At 58.8% G+C, this 17,013-nt stretch carries 15 protein-coding genes; 3 read left to right on the plus strand and 12 right to left on the minus strand.

Annotated features, from left to right (window positions below; genetic code table 11):
* Window position 1: 1 nt before the first annotated feature.
* From pabC to yceD, 9 genes are all read right to left on the minus strand, one after another.
* Window positions 2–811 carry an aminodeoxychorismate lyase gene (gene pabC, locus ABLV04_RS17665; protein WP_044522082.1) on the minus strand — a complete coding sequence of 270 codons (810 nt, stop codon included), beginning with the start codon at window positions 809–811 and terminating at the stop codon, window positions 2–4.
* Window positions 812–936: 125 nt separating this feature from the next.
* Window positions 937–2,178 (minus strand): beta-ketoacyl-ACP synthase II, encoded by a 1,242-nt coding sequence (fabF, locus tag ABLV04_RS17670; protein ID WP_002900666.1) that lies wholly within the window; start codon window positions 2,176–2,178, stop codon window positions 937–939.
* 89 nt (window positions 2,179–2,267) lie between these two features.
* A complete protein-coding gene (acpP, locus tag ABLV04_RS17675) occupies window positions 2,268–2,504 on the minus strand; it encodes an acyl carrier protein (RefSeq protein ID WP_000103754.1) in 237 nt (78 codons plus the stop codon).
* Window positions 2,505–2,714: 210 nt separating this feature from the next.
* The gene (gene fabG, locus ABLV04_RS17680) at window positions 2,715–3,449 is read right to left on the minus strand and encodes a 3-oxoacyl-ACP reductase FabG (RefSeq protein ID WP_002899294.1); all 735 of its coding nucleotides are present in this window, start codon (window positions 3,447–3,449) and stop codon (window positions 2,715–2,717) included.
* Between the two features lie 12 nt (window positions 3,450–3,461).
* The gene (gene fabD / locus ABLV04_RS17685; protein WP_048334680.1) at window positions 3,462–4,391 is read right to left on the minus strand and encodes an ACP S-malonyltransferase; all 930 of its coding nucleotides are present in this window, start codon (window positions 4,389–4,391) and stop codon (window positions 3,462–3,464) included.
* A 15-nt stretch (window positions 4,392–4,406) separates the two neighbouring features.
* Entirely contained in the window at window positions 4,407–5,360 is a 954-nt protein-coding gene (locus ABLV04_RS17690) for a beta-ketoacyl-ACP synthase III (protein WP_002899288.1), read from the minus strand.
* Between the two features lie 53 nt (window positions 5,361–5,413).
* Window positions 5,414–6,511: a phosphate acyltransferase PlsX gene (gene plsX / locus ABLV04_RS17695; protein WP_201785712.1), complete on the minus strand. Its 1,098-nt coding sequence runs from the start codon at window positions 6,509–6,511 to the stop codon at window positions 5,414–5,416.
* A gap of 203 nt (window positions 6,512–6,714) precedes the next feature.
* Window positions 6,715–6,888 carry a 50S ribosomal protein L32 gene (rpmF, locus tag ABLV04_RS17700; RefSeq protein WP_000290724.1) on the minus strand — a complete coding sequence of 58 codons (174 nt, stop codon included), beginning with the start codon at window positions 6,886–6,888 and terminating at the stop codon, window positions 6,715–6,717.
* A gap of 16 nt (window positions 6,889–6,904) precedes the next feature.
* Entirely contained in the window at window positions 6,905–7,426 is a 522-nt protein-coding gene (gene yceD / locus ABLV04_RS17705; protein ID WP_017900733.1) for a 23S rRNA accumulation protein YceD, read from the minus strand.
* A 141-nt stretch (window positions 7,427–7,567) separates the two neighbouring features.
* On the opposite strand from yceD, the gene ABLV04_RS17710 reads away from it, so the two are divergent.
* Window positions 7,568–8,152 carry a nucleoside triphosphate pyrophosphatase gene (locus ABLV04_RS17710; RefSeq protein WP_023289135.1) on the plus strand — a complete coding sequence of 195 codons (585 nt, stop codon included), beginning with the start codon at window positions 7,568–7,570 and terminating at the stop codon, window positions 8,150–8,152.
* Between the two features lie 38 nt (window positions 8,153–8,190).
* Here ABLV04_RS17710 and rluC read toward each other — a convergent pair whose 3' ends face one another.
* On the minus strand, window positions 8,191–9,144 hold the full coding sequence (gene rluC / locus ABLV04_RS17715; RefSeq protein WP_012542245.1) for a 23S rRNA pseudouridine(955/2504/2580) synthase RluC: 954 nt from the start codon (window positions 9,142–9,144) through the stop codon (window positions 8,191–8,193).
* Window positions 9,145–9,843: 699 nt separating this feature from the next.
* Here rluC and rne point away from each other — a divergent pair.
* Entirely contained in the window at window positions 9,844–13,077 is a 3,234-nt protein-coding gene (gene rne, locus ABLV04_RS17720; RefSeq protein ID WP_257394950.1) for a ribonuclease E, read from the plus strand.
* 40 nt (window positions 13,078–13,117) lie between these two features.
* On the opposite strand, the gene ABLV04_RS17725 is transcribed toward rne, so the two are convergent.
* Window positions 13,118–14,146, minus strand: a complete 1,029-nt coding sequence (locus ABLV04_RS17725; protein WP_072096710.1) for a LysR family transcriptional regulator — start codon at window positions 14,144–14,146, stop codon at window positions 13,118–13,120.
* Window positions 14,147–14,162: 16 nt separating this feature from the next.
* Between ABLV04_RS17725 and ABLV04_RS17730 the strand changes: the two genes are divergently transcribed.
* Window positions 14,163–15,377, plus strand: coding sequence for an MFS transporter (locus ABLV04_RS17730; RefSeq protein WP_023289132.1), 1,215 nt, complete (start codon window positions 14,163–14,165; stop codon window positions 15,375–15,377).
* Between the two features lie 54 nt (window positions 15,378–15,431).
* On the opposite strand, the gene murJ is transcribed toward ABLV04_RS17730, so the two are convergent.
* Window positions 15,432–16,967 (minus strand): murein biosynthesis integral membrane protein MurJ, encoded by a 1,536-nt coding sequence (gene murJ, locus ABLV04_RS17735; protein WP_023289131.1) that lies wholly within the window; start codon window positions 16,965–16,967, stop codon window positions 15,432–15,434.
* Window positions 16,968–17,013 lie beyond the last annotated feature (46 nt).

The raw sequence follows: 17,013 nt of genomic DNA on the forward strand, positions 1-17,013 counted from the left end.
ACTAACCAGACAGCTCACACAAAGGGGCTAAAAAATGGTAAAGCTCGCGAGAGGACCAGACGGTCTCCTCCCAGCGACGAACCGGCACCAGCGGCATAAGCGCATTGCAGATCAGCACTTCATCGGCCTCCCGCAACGTCTCGGGACGCGCTGTCACTTCGACAACGCGAAACGTCGATGGTGCCAGCTGCGCGATACAACGCTGCCGCATTATGCCGTTGACCCCGGCATAATCGAGTCGCGGAGTAAAGACATCCCGTCCCTGACGCCAGAATAAATTCGCGGCACAGCATTCCGTAAGCCACCCGTCACTGTCAAGGACCAGCGCCTCATCGGCGTCCGTCTGTTCAAGATGAGAGCGGATCAGCACCTGCTCCAGACGGTTAAGATGCTTCAGACCGGCCAGACAGGGGTTGCGCCCCAGGGTCACCGGGCTTCGGGTCAGGGTAATGCCCTCCTCCCGCCAGCGCGCGTAGTGCGCCGGAAGCGAAGAGACGCTCAGAATGCGGGTGGGCGACGCGCAGCCCGCCGTGCTGTATCCCCTCCCCCCGACGCCGCGGGTGAGGACCACCTTAAGCACGCCCTGGGCGTGCGGCCGAGCCAGACGCTGCATCTCGTCGCTCAACGTCAGCCAGTCGTCAAATGGGATGCGTAATTTTTCGCAGGTCGTCTGCAAACGCTGCAGATGGGCGTCCAGTAACGCAACCTGCCCGTGCTGTATACGGGCGGTGGTAAAACAACCGTCGCCAAACTGGACGGCGCGATCGTTCGCCGCCAGCGTGTCCTGTTCAACGCCATTTATCAAGAACATAAAGGACTCCTTTTCACAGGTCGGTGAGTGTCTCAGGACACGGAGCAGAGGACAAGCGGAGAAAGCCGAATAAAAAAGGCCCGACGAACGGGCCTTTTGTTAAAGCAGTACCGGGGCAAGCCCTGTCACACTTTTTTGAAGATCAGCGAACCGTTAGTGCCGCCGAAGCCGAAGGAGTTGCACAGGGTGTACTCCATACCGGAAACCTGACGCGCTTCGTGCGGAACGAAGTCGAGGTCGCAGCCCTCATCCGGGTTGTCGAGGTTGATCGTCGGCGGAACCGCCTGATCGCGCAGCGCCAGGATAGAGTAAATCGACTCTACCGCCCCTGCCGCGCCCAGCAGATGCCCGGTCATGGATTTGGTGGAGCTCACCAGTACGCGGCTCGCCGCATCGCCGAAGACAGACTTAACCGCCTGCGCTTCCGCTTTATCGCCAGCCGGCGTCGAGGTGCCGTGGGCATTGACGTAGCCGATCTGGCCCGGTTCGATACCCGCATCGCGAATGGCATTCACCATCGCCAGCGCGGCGCCCGCGCCATCTTCCGGCGGTGACGTCATGTGGTAAGCATCGCTGCTCATGCCGAAGCCGACGATCTCGGCGTAGATTTTCGCGCCGCGTTTTTTCGCATGCTCGTACTCTTCCAGCACCACCATGCCCGCGCCGTCGCCCAGCACGAAGCCGTCGCGATCTTTATCCCACGGACGGCTTGCCGCCTGCGGGTTGTCATTGCGCGTGGAGAGCGCCCGCGCTGCGCCAAAGCCGCCCACGCCAAGCGGGGTACTGGCTTTTTCCGCACCGCCTGCCACCATCGCATCGGCGTCGCCATAGGCGATGATGCGCGCAGCCTGACCGATGTTGTGCACGCCTGAAGTACAGGCGGTCGCGATGGAGATACTTGGTCCACGCAGACCAAACATGATGGTCAGATGCCCGGCCACCATGTTAACAATTGTGGAGGGAACGAAGAATGGGCTGATCTTACGCGGTCCGCCGTTGACCAGCGAACTGTGGTTTTCTTCGATCAAGCCGAGGCCGCCAATACCGGAGCCGATCGCGGCGCCAATACGGGTAGCATTCTCTTCCGTCACTTCAAGGCCAGAATCCTGCATGGCCTGAACGCCAGCGACAATTCCATATTGAATGAAGGCATCCATCTTGCGCTGCTCTTTGCGCGAGATGATGTCATCACAGTTAAAATCCTTTACTAAGCCAGCAAATTTCGTTGCATAGGCGCTAGTATCGAAATGGTCGATCAGGCTGATGCCACTCTGACCGGCAAGGAGAGCTTTCCAGGTAGACTCTACGGTATTGCCGACAGGAGACAACATGCCCAGTCCGGTCACAACTACACGACGCTTAGACACGTTTGTCCTCCAGGGAGGGAAAATAGATTCTTGTGGGACAAAAAAAAGATAAAACTCAGGCGGTCGAATGACCGCCTGGAGATGTTCACTTACGCCTGGTGGCCGTTGATGTAATCAATGGCAGCCTGAACGGTGGTGATTTTCTCAGCTTCTTCGTCCGGAATCTCAGTATCAAACTCTTCTTCCAGAGCCATTACCAGCTCAACGGTGTCAAGAGAATCAGCGCCCAGGTCTTCAACGAAGGAAGCATTGTTGGTAACTTCTTCCTGCTTAACGCCCAGCTGCTCGCCGATAATTTTCTTAACGCGTTCTTCGATAGTGCTCATACTCTTAAATTTCCTATCAAAACTCGCTTTCGCGATGGTTTTCGTAGTGTATAAAATGTTGAAAAATTTGCAACTAAATCCCGGCAGGTCTTACCACGATTTTGCGCTATTTTGAGGCCGTTTGCCCTAAGAACGCAAATCTTTTCGCACAAAACCGCACACAGAACCGTGCGAAGTGCGCGGTTCCTGAACGTTTTGCACAAATCTCGGTCAGACCATGTACATTCCGCCGTTGACGTGCAGGGTTTCACCAGTGATGTAACTTGCTTCGTCAGAGGCTAAAAATGCCACCGCGCTGGCGATTTCATTTGGGGTGCCAAGGCGCCCCGCAGGAACTGCCGCCAGCGTACCCGCACGCTGCTCATCGGTCAGCGCACGCGTCATGTCCGTTTCAATAAAGCCCGGAGCAACAACGTTTACAGTAATACCGCGTGACGCAACTTCACGCGCCAGTGATTTACTGAAGCCGATCAGACCCGCTTTCGCCGCAGCGTAGTTGGCCTGACCCGCATTTCCCATGGTACCAACCACAGAACCGATAGTGATAATACGTCCATGACGCTTTTTCATCATAGCGCGCATTACCGCTTTTGACAGACGGAAAACCGATGACAGGTTGGTTTCGATAATATCGTTCCACTCGTCATCTTTCATGCGCATTAACAGGTTGTCGCGAGTGATCCCGGCATTATTCACCAGGATATCCACTTCGCCAAACTCTGCGCGCACATTTTCCAGAACAGATTCAATAGATGCCGGGTCGGTCACATTCAACATCAGACCTTTACCGTTGGCGCCTAAATAGTCGCTGATCGCCTGCGCGCCGCTTTCGCTGGTCGCAGTACCGATAACTTTCGCGCCGCGGGCGACGAGCGTTTCAGCGATGGCGCGGCCAATACCGCGGCTTGCACCGGTAACCAGCGCGATTTTTCCTTCAAAACTCATGGTTTTCCTCTTTTATTGCTCAAGCGCCGCAGACATCGCCGCCGGCTCGTTAAGCGCGGAAGCGGTCAGGGTGTCAACAATACGTTTGGTCAGGCCGGTGAGGACTTTACCCGGGCCAACCTCATACAGATGCGTGACGCCCTGAGCAGCCATAAACTCAACGGTTTTGGTCCACTGAACCGGGCTATACAGCTGGCGTACCAGCGCGTCGCGAATGGCGTCCGGCGCGGTTTCGCACTTCACGTCGACGTTATTTACCACCGGAATCGTCGGCGCGTTGAAGGTGATGTTCTGCAGCTCAAGCGCCAGTTTTTCCGCAGCGGGCTTCATCAGCGCACAGTGGGAGGGCACGCTCACCGGCAGCGGCAGCGCGCGTTTAGCGCCCGCGGCTTTACAGGCGGCGCCTGCGCGTTCGACGGCCTCTTTGTGACCGGCGATAACCACCTGTCCCGGGGAATTGTAGTTCACCGGAGAGACGACCTGCCCTTCGGCCGAGTCTTCACAGGCTTTGGCGATAGCCGCGTCGTCCAGACCGATAATCGCTGACATGGCGCCGGTACCTTCCGGTACGGCTTCCTGCATGAATTTGCCGCGCAGTTCAACCAGGCGAACGGCATCAGCGAAAGCGATAACGCCCGCGCAAACCAGCGCGGAGTATTCGCCAAGGCTGTGGCCTGCCAACAGCGCCGGCGCTTTGCCGCCCTGCTGCTGCCAGACGCGGTACAGCGCCACGGAGGCGGTCAGCAGCGCCGGCTGGGTCTGCCAGGTCTTATTCAGTTCTTCTGCCGGGCCCTGTTGCGTCAGCGCCCACAGATCGTAACCCAACGCTGCGGAAGCTTCACCGAAGGTCTCTTCAATGACCGGCCAGGTCGCCGCCATATCGGCCAGCATGCCTACGGCCTGAGAGCCCTGTCCCGGGAACACAAAAGCAAATTGCGTCATGTTTAAATCCTTATACTAAAAACGAACCAGCGCGGAACCCCAGGTGAAACCGCCACCAAAGGCTTCCAGCAAAATCAGCTGCCCACGTTGAATGCGGCCATCGCGGACGGCCTCATCCAGCGCGCAAGGGACTGACGCCGCGGAGGTGTTGCCATGGCGGTCGAGGGTCACTACGACGTTATCCATCGACATGCCCAGTTTCTTCGCCGTCGCGCTGATGATCCGCAGGTTTGCCTGATGCGGCACCAGCCAGTCCAGCGCTGAACGTTCAAGATTATTCGCGGCCAGCGTCTCATCAACGATATGCGCTAACTCGGTGACCGCCACTTTGAAGACTTCATTACCGGCCATCGTCAGATAGATCGGATTTTCCGGATCGACGCGATCGGCGTTCGGCAGGGTCAGCAGTTCGCCATAGCTACCGTCAGCATGCAGATGCGTCGAGATAATGCCAGGCTCTTCGGAGGCGCCCAGCACCACCGCGCCGGCGCCATCGCCGAAAATAATAATCGTCCCGCGATCGGCGGGATCGCAGGTGCGCGCCAGCACATCAGCGCCAACGACCAGCGCATAATCCACCGCGCCGTTTTTCACATACTGATCGGCGACGCTCAGCGCATAGGTGAAACCGGCGCAGGCGGCCGCGACGTCAAACGCCGGGCAGCCTTTGACGCCCAGCATAGACTGAATCTGGCAAGCCGAACTCGGAAACGCGTGCGTGCCGGAAGTGGTCGCAACGATGATCAGACCAATTTGCTCCGCGGACACGCCCGCCATCGCCAGCGCCTGCTTTGCGGCTTCAAAGCCCATCGTAGCAACTGTTTCATGCGCTGCGGCAATACGACGCTCACGGATACCTGTGCGGGTGACAATCCACTCGTCAGAGGTCTCTACCATTTTTTCCAGGTCGGCGTTTGTACGCACTTGCTCGGGCAGATAGCTGCCGGTACCAATAATCTTCGTATACATGTACGCTCAGTCACTCTTGGGTAATATACCCGCCTCGTTCAACCGCCGCGGCGTCAGTGGTGTCCATTCGTCCCGCTTTGCTGTCGGGCGTTCACGTCACTGTCGCTTTCCGGCAGCTCGAAACCAGCTGGGTATAAAGATTCCAGGCGCGCGGCGATCCGTTGAGGAATTTGCCGCTGCACCGCCTGCACTGCCTGCTCTATCGCGACGCTAAAGGCGCGCTGATTGGCAGCACCATGACTCTTGATCACGGAACCGCGCAATCCTAACAGACAGGCGCCATTATACTGGTCGGGGTTGAGGTGACTGAATCGCCTCGCCAGGCTTTTTTGTAACCAACGTTTTAGTAACAGCAGCCACCACGACCGTTTTTTGCCCTCTCCCTGAGATTTCAGCAGTGAAAGGAACATTCTGACAACACCTTCCATGGTTTTTAATGTGACGTTGCCCGTGAATCCGTCACAAACCAGCACATCGGTTTTTCCGGTCAACAGTTCATTGGCTTCAAGATAGCCGATGTAGTTGAGGGAAGGCAGCGTTTTGAGCACTGCGGCAGCATCGCGGATGCTGCTGAGGCCTTTCATCTCTTCTTCGCCGATGTTCAGCAAGGCGACGCGTGGATTGGCAATGCCGACCACCTCTTCCGCCAGCACCGCGCCCATCACCGCGAACTGCACCAGCATCGTGCTGTCGCAGTCGACGTTGGCGCCGAGATCCAGCACCACGGTTTTGCCCTTCTGCTGGTGTGGCAGAACCGTCACCAGCGCCGGCCGCTCAATACCTTCAATCGGTTTGAGCAGCAGTTTCGCCAGGCCCATCAGCGCGCCGGTGTTGCCGGCGCTAACGCAGGCTTCCGCCCGCCCTTCTTTCACAAGCTCCAGCGCCACGCGCATTGAGCTTCCGCGACTGCTGCGGATAGCCTGTGCGGGTCGCGCATCACTGGCAATAACTGACTGCGCAGGAATAATCTGCAGACGCGAACGTTGTTCGAAGTCAGCTTTGGCGAGTAATGGCGTGATGGCGTCGGGATCGCCGACTAAAAGAAGTGTGAGTTGCGAATTAGAGTTCAGTGCCTGCAGTGCTGCAGGCACTGTCACGGATGGGCCGAAATCGCCCCCCATGACATCTAACGCCAGGGTTAGACGTGTCAAGGTATCGTCGCTGCCCGGTTCGGTGATTCCCCAGTTGCCCGGGGAGTCCTCACTAAGCTTCATCACGCTGGCACCCGCGAATTTTCACGCTGCAGACGCAACAATCCGGGCATTGACGCTTCTGGTTACCGGGTTAACCGAGTGTCCAGGTACGCACACGCCCGCCATGGCCTGCAACGGGAAATCCTGCGAGTATCGCGTGATTACTTAGCGATAACCTTGCGACCGCGGTAGAAACCGTCGGCAGTGATGTGGTGACGCAGGTGTTTCTCACCAGAAGTTTTGTCTACAGACAGGCTGGTGACTGCGGTCAGCGCGTCATGGGAACGACGCATGCCACGTTTGGAACGGGTTGGTTTATTCTGTTGTACGGCCATGGACCTTACTCCTCAATTACTTACGCTTTAAGCTGGCTAATACGGCAAATGGGTTTGGTTTTTGTGCCTCTTCAGGCAGTTCGCCAAAGACCATGTCCGCGTCGGACACTTCACAGTGTTCAGAATCATGCACCGGAACTACGGGCAGGGAGAGGATAATTTCATCCTCGACCATTGCCTGCAGGTCGATTTCACCGAATTCGTTAACCTCAATCGGCTCATACGCTTCCGGTAGTGCTTCGGCCTGTTCGTCATTTCTGACGGGGCTAAAACAATACGTGGTGTGGACGTGATGGGAGAACGGTTTCCCGCAACGCTGGCATTCGAGGGTTACCGTTACCTTCGCATCGCCTGTAATGACGGCGAGACGCTGGTTATCGATAGCGAACGACATGCTGCATTCCACATCACTGTCCACGCTGACTACAGAATCGGCTACACGTTCAACCTGATCGCGGGCATAGATGCCTTCGTAATCAAGGCGTTTTTGAGCCGTGCGTACCGGATCAAGAGTCAGGGGTAATTTTACCTTTTGCATAGGGCGCGCATATTAACTTTGTAATGTCATAGAGTCAAAGAAAAAGGCAGCCTCAGGTTGCCTTTTGCCATTTATTCGCACACATTGCGGCGCATAGTTTAAGATGATGCTCTGCGAAGCGCTATATGTGGATGAAAAAATATGTCTGAACTTATCCTGGCGTCAACCTCTCCCTGGCGGCGCATGCTGCTGGAAAAACTGGGATTACCGTTTGAATGCGCGGCGCCTGACGTCGACGAAACGCCCCGTCCTGAAGAATCCGCGCGTCAGCTTGTCACCCGGCTGGCGCAGGCCAAAGCGCAGAGCCTGGCCTCGCGCTACCCCAATCACCTTATTATAGGCTCCGATCAGGTTTGCGTACTGGACGGTGAGATCACCGGTAAACCGCACACCGAGGAAAATGCTCGCAGGCAGTTGAGAAAGGCCAGCGGGTCAATCGTCACCTTTTATACCGGCCTGGCGCTGTATAACTCCGCCAGCGGTCATCTGCAAACCGAATGCGAGCCCTTTGACGTCCACTTCCGCCATCTCAGCGATAAAGAGATCGAAGGCTATGTGCGCAAAGAGAACCCGCTGCAGTGCGCCGGGAGTTTCAAGAGCGAGGGGTTAGGCATTACGCTGTTCGAACGGCTGGAAGGCCGCGACCCGAATACGCTGGTCGGGTTACCCTTAATCGCGCTGTGTCAGATGCTGCGCCGCGAAAACGACAACCCGCTGTTAGGCTAAGGCAAAAAAAAACGGCGGAACTGATTCCGCCGTTGCGCTTATTTGCTCTTCCGTAGCACCTGTAAACAGTGCTTCAGCTGGTTATCCAGCGGCGCCTCAACGCGCATCACCTCCCCGCTCCCCGGGTGGGTAAACTTCAGCGCAGCAGCGTGGAGGAACAGGCGGTTTAAGCCGGTACCAGAGAGTTGCTTATCAAATTCGCGGTCGCCATAGCGGTCGTCAAAGGCGATAGGATGGCCGGCATACTGGGTATGAACGCGAATCTGATGGGTGCGCCCGGTGACCGGACTGCAGCGCACCAGCGTGGCGAATTCATAACGCTCTTCCACTTTAAAGCGCGTCTCTGACGGCTTGCCTTCCTGACTCACGCGGACAATTCGCTCCCCGCTCTGCAGAATGTTCTTCAATAGCGGGGCCTGCACTACTTTGGTATGCGACTGCCACTGGCCGCGCACCAGCGCCAGATAGTCTTTCTGCATGCCTTTATCGCGCAGTTGCTCGTGCAGCGAACGCAGCGCCGAGCGCTTTTTCGCCACCAGCAGCACGCCTGAAGTATCGCGGTCGAGTCGATGCACCAGCTCAAGGAAGCGCGCCTCCGGGCGCAGGGCGCGCAACCCTTCAATCACCCCGAAGCTCAGGCCGCTGCCGCCATGTACCGCAGTGCCGGAAGGCTTATTGAGGACCAGAATATGATCGTCTTCATAGAGGATCACCTCAGAGAGCGCCGCGACTTTCTGTAGATGCGGCGATACCGCCTCTTCTTCACGCTCCGCCACGCGCACCGGCGGGATACGGACTTCATCGCCCGCTTCCAGCTTATACTCCGGCTTCACGCGTTTTTTATTCACCCGCACCTCGCCTTTACGCAGGATGCGATAAATCATGCTCTTCGGTACGCCTTTCAATTGCGTACGCAAAAAGTTGTCGATACGTTGCCCCGCTTCATCAGCAGCAATGGCAACCATTTTTACGGTTGGGGTCTCAGTTTTCATGGTGCGCGATTCTAAATAGCCGGACGCATTAGCGCCACTCATTTTTATATGCTTATATTTATCATTATCCTGTTTTCACGGTTTGCCTGACCGCCATATTGTTTGTTATTAGAACAATCTGTATGGGCAGGTGATAAAACTGTGAGTAACCGGGTGATAAAAGGTGAAAGTCAACTTGCTATAACAAGGTTAGCAATGGAATAATGAGACCGTTTTCCGTATTGCATCTTGTTAGAACAAGACATTAGCGGAATGACCAATTTTGTCTGACCGATCGCCCACGCAGCAATGGCGTAAGACGTTGTGATCTTTCAGACAGTTAGCGGGCTGCGGGTTGCAGTCCTTACCGGTACAGGCTCTATGGATTTCAAGTCGCAGGAAGGCGTCAACTCCGGAACTCCCGGGAGCTCATCTGGATCAGCCGATCGAGGTGAGCAGGTTAAGCCATCATGCCTGCAACGCGAAAGACGACGAGTATAAATGGAATATTCTCTGGTGATACATCCCAGGCTGTTCCCCTGAATAATTGCGCTGTGTTTCCGTTTGAAACACAGGCGACCGACACTCTGCGCCTCTTAAGCGCGCGACAACCGTGAGGTTGGCGACGTGAACCAGACACGAGGCCATCGGTTTTCCCCCGGAAAGGCATTACTCTGCCCGCAGCTTAGTCGTCAATGTAAGAATAATGAGTAAGTTACGATGAAAAGAATGTTAATCAACGCAACTCAGCAGGAAGAGTTGCGCGTCGCCCTTGTTGATGGGCAGCGCCTGTACGACCTGGATATCGAAAGCCCCGGGCACGAACAGAAAAAAGCGAACATCTACAAAGGCAAGATCACCCGCATTGAACCCAGCCTTGAAGCCGCGTTTGTTGATTACGGCGCCGAGCGTCATGGTTTCCTCCCCCTCAAAGAAATCGCCCGCGAATACTTCCCCGCCAACTACAATGCGCATGGTCGTCCTAATATCAAAGACGTACTGCGTGAAGGTCAGGAAGTTATCGTGCAGATTGATAAAGAAGAACGCGGCAACAAAGGCGCTGCGCTCACCACCTTTATCAGCCTGGCGGGCAGCTATCTGGTACTGATGCCGAACAACCCGCGCGCGGGGGGAATTTCCCGCCGTATCGAGGGCGACGACCGTACCGAACTGAAAGAAGCGCTGGCGAGCCTGGAGCTTCCGGACGGCATGGGCCTTATCGTTCGCACCGCTGGCGTCGGCAAATCCGCCGAAGCCCTGCAGTGGGACCTGAGCTTCCGTCTGAAACACTGGGAAGCGATTCAGAAAGCCGCGGAAAGCCGTCCGGCGCCGTTCCTGATCCACCAGGAAAGCAACGTTATTGTCCGCGCCTTCCGTGACTACCTGCGCCAGGATATCGGCGAAATCCTGATCGATAACCCGAAAGTGCTTGAGCTGGCGCGCCAGCATATCGCCGCGCTGGGTCGTCCGGATTTCAGCAGCAAAATCAAACTGTACACCGGTGAAATCCCGCTGTTCAGCCATTACCAGATCGAATCCCAGATTGAATCCGCCTTCCAGCGTGAAGTCCGTCTGCCGTCCGGTGGTTCTATCGTCATCGACAGCACTGAAGCGCTGACCGCTATCGATATCAACTCCGCCCGCGCTACCCGCGGCGGCGATATCGAAGAGACGGCATTCAACACCAACCTCGAAGCGGCTGACGAGATTGCCCGCCAGCTGCGTCTGCGCGACCTCGGCGGCCTGATCGTTATCGACTTTATCGATATGACTCCGGTTCGCCACCAGCGCGCCGTGGAGAACCGTCTGCGCGAAGCCGTCCGTCAGGACCGGGCGCGCATTCAGATCAGCCATATCTCGCGCTTCGGCCTGCTGGAGATGTCCCGCCAGCGCCTGAGTCCGTCGCTGGGCGAATCCAGCCACCACGTCTGCCCGCGCTGCTCCGGCACCGGCACCGTGCGTGATAACGAATCGCTGTCGCTCTCTATTCTGCGTCTGATTGAAGAAGAAGCGCTGAAAGAGAACACCAAAGAAGTTCATGCCATCGTTCCGGTACCGATCGCCTCCTATCTGCTGAACGAAAAACGTGCCGCGGTGAGCGCTATCGAATCCCGTCAGGGCGATGTGCGCGTGATCATCGTGCCAAACGACGAAATGCAGACGCCGCACTACTCCGTCCTGCGCGTGCGCAAAGGTGAAGAGACCTCAACGCTGAGCTACCTGCTGCCGAAGCTGCATGAAGAAGAGATGGCGCTGCCGGGCGACGATGAGCCGGCAGAACGGAAACGTCCGGAACAACCGGCCCTCGCCGCTTTTGTCATGCCTGACGCGCCGCCGGCCCCGATGCTCGAAGAGCCAGCCGCCGCGCCTGTCGCCGCAGCGACCCCGGTCGCGGCCGCCGCACCGGCGCAGCCTGGCCTGCTCTCGCGCTTCTTCAGCGCGCTGAAGAATATCTTCTCTGGCGCCGAAGAGGCCAAACCGGCTGAAGTTCAGGTCGAGAAGAAAGCGGAAGAAAAACCGGAGCGTCAGCAGGAGCGCCGTAAACCGCGCGCCAACAACCGCCGCGATCGCAACGATCGTCGCGACAATCGTGATAATCGCGACAACCGCGACAACCGTGATAACCGCGACGCGCGTGCCGAGAATAACGAAGGCCGTGAACCGCGCGAATCGCGTGAAGAGAACCGTCGCAACCGTCGCGAGAAGCCGTCGCAAAACGTGGAAGCCCGCGATGTTCGCCAGACCTCAGGTGACGATGCGGAAAAAGCGAAATCACGTGACGAGCAGCAGCCGCGCCGCGAACGCACCCGCCGCCGCAATGACGACAAACGTCAGGCGCAGCAGGAAGCCAAAGCGCAGACACGCGAAGAGCCGGTAGTGCAGGAGACGGAACAGGAAGAGCGTGTGCAGACCCTGCCGCGTCGTAAACCGCGCCAGCTGGCACAGAAAGTACGCGTCGAGTCCGCTGTCGTTGAGCAGGTTGCCGAGATCGAGCCAGAAGCCGTAGTGGCGGAAGTTATCGCTCCGCGCAGCGAGCCGGTGAAAGCCGAGCTGCCAGCAGTCGTGGAGAGCGTGGCGGACCAGGACGAAAATGGCGAATTCCGTGAAGCGAACGGTATGCCGCGTCGTTCACGTCGTTCCCCGCGTCACCTGCGCGTCAGCGGTCAGCGTCGTCGTCGCTATCGTGACGAACGCTATCCGACCCAGTCGCCAATGCCGCTGACCGTGGCCTGCGCATCGCCGGAGATGGCTTCCGGTAAAGTCTGGATCCGCTACCCGGTGGTTCGTCCGCAGGACCAGCAGCCGGAAGAGGTTCAGGTTCAGGACGACAACGTCGTGGAAACCGTCGCGGCCGTCGCGGCCCCGGTTGCCGTCGTTGAAACCGTTACCGCTGCGCCGGTCACCGTCGAGCCGGCAACCATGGAGCCGGTTACCGCTGAGCCTGTGGTCGTCGAGCCGGTCGCGGCCGCCGAGCCGGTGGTCGTTGATGCTGCGGAAGTTGTCGCGCCAGCAGCCGTCGAGCCTGCGCCGCAGGAGCTGGTCACCGAAGCGCCGGCTGTCGAAGCGCCTCAGGCTATCGCGCCAGTGACGATCGACGCCGAGCCGGTGGTGGTAGAATCTGAAGTGGTGGAAACGGCGCCTGTCGTTGAAGCGCCAGTGGAAACCATCGCCCCGGCGGCGGAAACCGCGGTTGAAGCACCGGTTGTCGAAGCAGCGCCTGTCGAGCCGGTCAAAGCCGAGCCACCGGTGAGCAAGCCGGTAGTGGTGGCGAGTCATCGCCATGCCACCGCGCCAATGACCCGTGCGCCAGCGCCGGACTATGTCCCGGAAGCACCGCGCCACAGCACCTGGGTGCGGCCGCCATTTGCCTTTGAAGGTAAAGGCGCCGCCGGCGGTCATAGCGCGACCCATAAAGCCACCGCTGAACCGACCCGCCCACAGCCCGTCGAGTAAGCGTGCTAAATAAAAAAACCGGCCTCCTGGCCGGTTTTTTTTATGCGCTTTGCGGAGGCTGCATGCCGGCGAGGTCCGGCATGATCTCCCGCATCAGGTCGAGGAACTTACGCAGCCGCGTCGGATAATAGCGCGCCCAGGGATAGACCAGATGGACTGGCAGCGAGGCGGGACGCCACTGCGGGAACAGCTCTGTCAACCTTCCGGCGGCAAGATCCTCCGCCACCGTCCAGCTGGACACCATCGCCACCCCCAGACCCGCCAGCGCGGTATTGCGCGCGACGTACAGGCTGTCGGTGCTCAGACAGGGGGTAATCGCCGTGGAGACGATCTGCCCGCTTACCTGATGTCGGAGCCGTACCTCATGCTGATAAAAGGTGTTAATGGCGATCCACGGCAGGCCGGATAACGCCTCCAGCGAGGTTAACGGCGGGTACTTCGCCAGCAGTTCAGGAGAGGCCACCACGCAGCGCGGCACTTCCGCCAGCAGCACGGAGACCGTGGCCGGATCCACCTCCGCCCCCACGCGGATGGCGCAGTCGATATTATCGCTGAGAAAGTCGACAGTATTATCATTCAGCATCCACTCCACCGACAGCTGCGGATGACGCTGGAGAAAGGCGACCAGCGGCCCCAGCAGCTGCTGCTGGCCAAAAGCGTGCGGTGCCCTCACCCGCAGCACCCCTACCGGCCGATCGTCGGCAATACGCAGGTCATCTTCCAGCGCCAGCCAGGCATCCACCAGCTGGCGAGCGTGACGGTAGCAGCGTTCGCCATCGTCAGTGAGCTTCATCGCATGGGTGGTACGCAGGATCAGCTTGACCCCCAGCAGCCCTTCAAGGGACTGCAGGCGGCGGCTGACGGTCGCCTGAGTGGTATCCATCTGTCCCGCCGCGGCGGAGAGCGACCCGGTCTCCACAATGCGGATATAAGTGCGCATCAGCTCAATGCGGTCTATACGCTCCTGTCTTTTCATTCTTCTTTTGCCTATACGTGCTACGTATAACCGTTTTACCACCAGCCCGGCTACCGCGCCAGCCGCGTTCAGGGAAAAATAGCCCCATCGCATACACGAGGCACTGATCATGACACCGACTTCTCTTTCCGCCCGCGACGCAGGCTGGATTATCTTCATTCTCGCGCTCGGCGCTGGCTTTAGCGTCGCCTCTATCTACTACGCGCAGCCGCTGCTGCCGTTGATGGGCGCCAATCTCCACCTGACGGTAGAAGGTATGGGTCTGGTCCCTACCCTGACGCAGGCGGGTTATGCGCTCGGCATTCTGTTCCTGCTTCCGCTCGGCGACCGCCACGATCGCCGCCGGCTGATCCTGGTGAAAAGCGCGCTGCTGGCGCTCCTGCTGCTGCTGTGCAGCCTCACCGGCCAGCTCAGCTCACTGCTGGTGGTTAGTCTGCTGATCGGTATGGCGGCGACCATGGCGCAGGATATCGTCCCGGCGGCGGCGATCCTCGCCCCGGCGGGCAAGCAGGGAAAAATGGTGGGCACGGTGATGACCGGGCTGCTGCTGGGGATCCTGCTTTCCCGGACGGTCAGCGGCGTGGTGGGCGCAGTGTTCGGCTGGCGGGTGATGTATCAGGCGGCGGCGGTCAGCGTGGCGCTGATTGGCCTGGTGATGTGGCGGGTGCTGCCGCGCTTCGCCATTCACTCGACGCTGAGCTATCCGCAGTTGATGGCCTCGATGGCGCATCTGTGGCAGCGTTACCCGGCGCTACGCCGCGCTGCGCTGGCTCAGGGGGCGCTCTCTGTCGCCTTCAGCGCCTTCTGGTCGACGCTGGCGGTGATGCTCTCCGAACACTATCACATGGGCAGCGCGGTAGCGGGCGGCTTTGGTATCGCCGGGGCCGCCGGGGCGCTGGCCGCGCCGCTGGCCGGCGGACTGGCCGATAAATTTGGCGCCGGTAAAGTGACGCAAATGGGGGCGGCGCTGGTCACCGTCTCCTTCGCCCTGATGTTTATACTGCCGCTGCTGCCACTGCACGGCCAGCTGGCGCTGATTGCCCTGTCGGCGATTGGCTTCGACCTTGGCCTGCAGTCAAGCCTGGTGGCGCATCAGAACCTGGTGTATGGCCTTGAGCCACAGGCCCGCGGCCGCCTGAACGCTCTGCTGTTTACCGTGGTCTTCATTGGGATGTCGCTGGGGTCGGTGCTGGGCAGCAAGCTTTACGTACTGGCCGGCTGGAACGGGGTGGTTACCCTGGCGGTGGTCAGCGGGGCGATCGCCCTGGCGATCCGCTTGCTGGAGAATGCCCGTATCGTTGCAGCCGAACGCCGCGCATCATAAAAAAAACCCGCTTCGCCTGAGGCGAAGCGGGTTCATCTATTCCCATTCAAGCGCTTACGCTGTACGACGGGCAAACTCTTTCACGCGGAAGCCCAGCAGCAGCAGTGTGGCGAAATAGGCCACCACTCCGGCGATCACCACCACCAGCAGACGCATCAGACGGAACGGCATCGTCCCCAGCGACCACTCCGGCATGAGATGCATGACGCCCAGCAGCGCCGCGGCCATGACCAGCACCGCAGCAATCAGACGCAGCAGGAACGCCAGCCAGCCCGGTTGGGGGGTGAAAATTTTCTGTTTACGTAACTGCCAGTAAAGCAGCGCAGCGTTCAGGCAGGCCGCCAGACCGATGGACAGCGACAGACCCGCATGCTTCAGCGGGCCGATAAACGCCAGGTTCATCACCTGGGTCATAATCAGGGTGACAATGGCAATCTTGACCGGGGTCTTGATGTCCTGACGGGAATAGAAACCCGGCGCCAGCACCTTCACCACGATAAGCCCCATGAGCCCCACGGAATAAGCCACCAGCGCGCGCTGGGTCATCGCCGCATCAAAGGCGCTAAATTTGCCGTACTGGAACAGGGCCACGGTCAGCGGTTTAGCGAGGATCCCCAGCGCCACCGCGCTCGGCAGCGCCAGCAGGAAGCAGAGACGCAGCCCCCAGTCCATCAGCCGGCAATACTCGTCATGATTACCGCTGGCGAAGCTTTTTGACAGCGAGGGCAGCAGGATAGTGCCGAGCGCCACCCCCAGGACACCGGACGGAAACTCCATCAGGCGGTCGGCATAGTACATCCACGATACCGATCCCGACACGAGAAACGAAGCGAAGATGGTATTGATGATAAGGGAGATCTGGCTTACCGACACGCCGAGGATCGCCGGGCCCATCTGCTTCACCACCCGCATCGCGCCGGCATCTTTCAGATTGATGCGCGGCAGGACCAGCATGCCAATCTTCTTCAGGTGCGGCAGCTGGTAGGCCAGCTGCAGCACGCCGCCGACCGTGACAGCCCAGGCCAGCGCCAGCACCGGCGGATGGAAGTACGGCGCGGCAAACAGCGCAAAGCCAATCATGCTGACATTAAGGAACGTCGGCGCAAAGGCCGGCACCGAGAAGCGGTTCCAGGTATTGAGGATCGCCCCCACCAGCGAGGCCAGGGAGATCAGCAAAATATAGGGGAAGGTAATGCGCAGCAATTGGGTGGTCAGCGCAAATTTATCGGCGGTATCAGCAAACCCGGGGGCGGTGATGGTGATCACCCACGGCGCCGCCAGCATCCCGATAACGGTGACGATCGCCAGGGCCAGGGTCAGCAATCCGGAGACATACGAGACAAACACCCGGGTGGCATCTTCGCCCTGCTTGCTTTTATATTCGGCAAGGATCGGCACAAACGCCTGCGAGAAGGCGCCTTCGGCAAAAATACGCCGCAGCAGATTAGGCAGTTTGAAGGCGACGAAAAAGGCGTCGGTCGCCATCCCGGCGCCAAAAATGCGCGCCACAATCGCATCGCGGGCAAAGCCCAGCACGCGCGAAAACATGGTCATCGAACTGACGGCCGCCAGTGATTTTAAAAGGTTCATTACGCTGTTATTCCAAACCCTGGAGTAAAACGCCCGCAAATGCGGG

The organism is Klebsiella sp. JN_Kp127 (genome assembly GCF_040062505.1).
GTDB lineage: Bacteria > Pseudomonadota > Gammaproteobacteria > Enterobacterales > Enterobacteriaceae > Klebsiella > Klebsiella quasipneumoniae.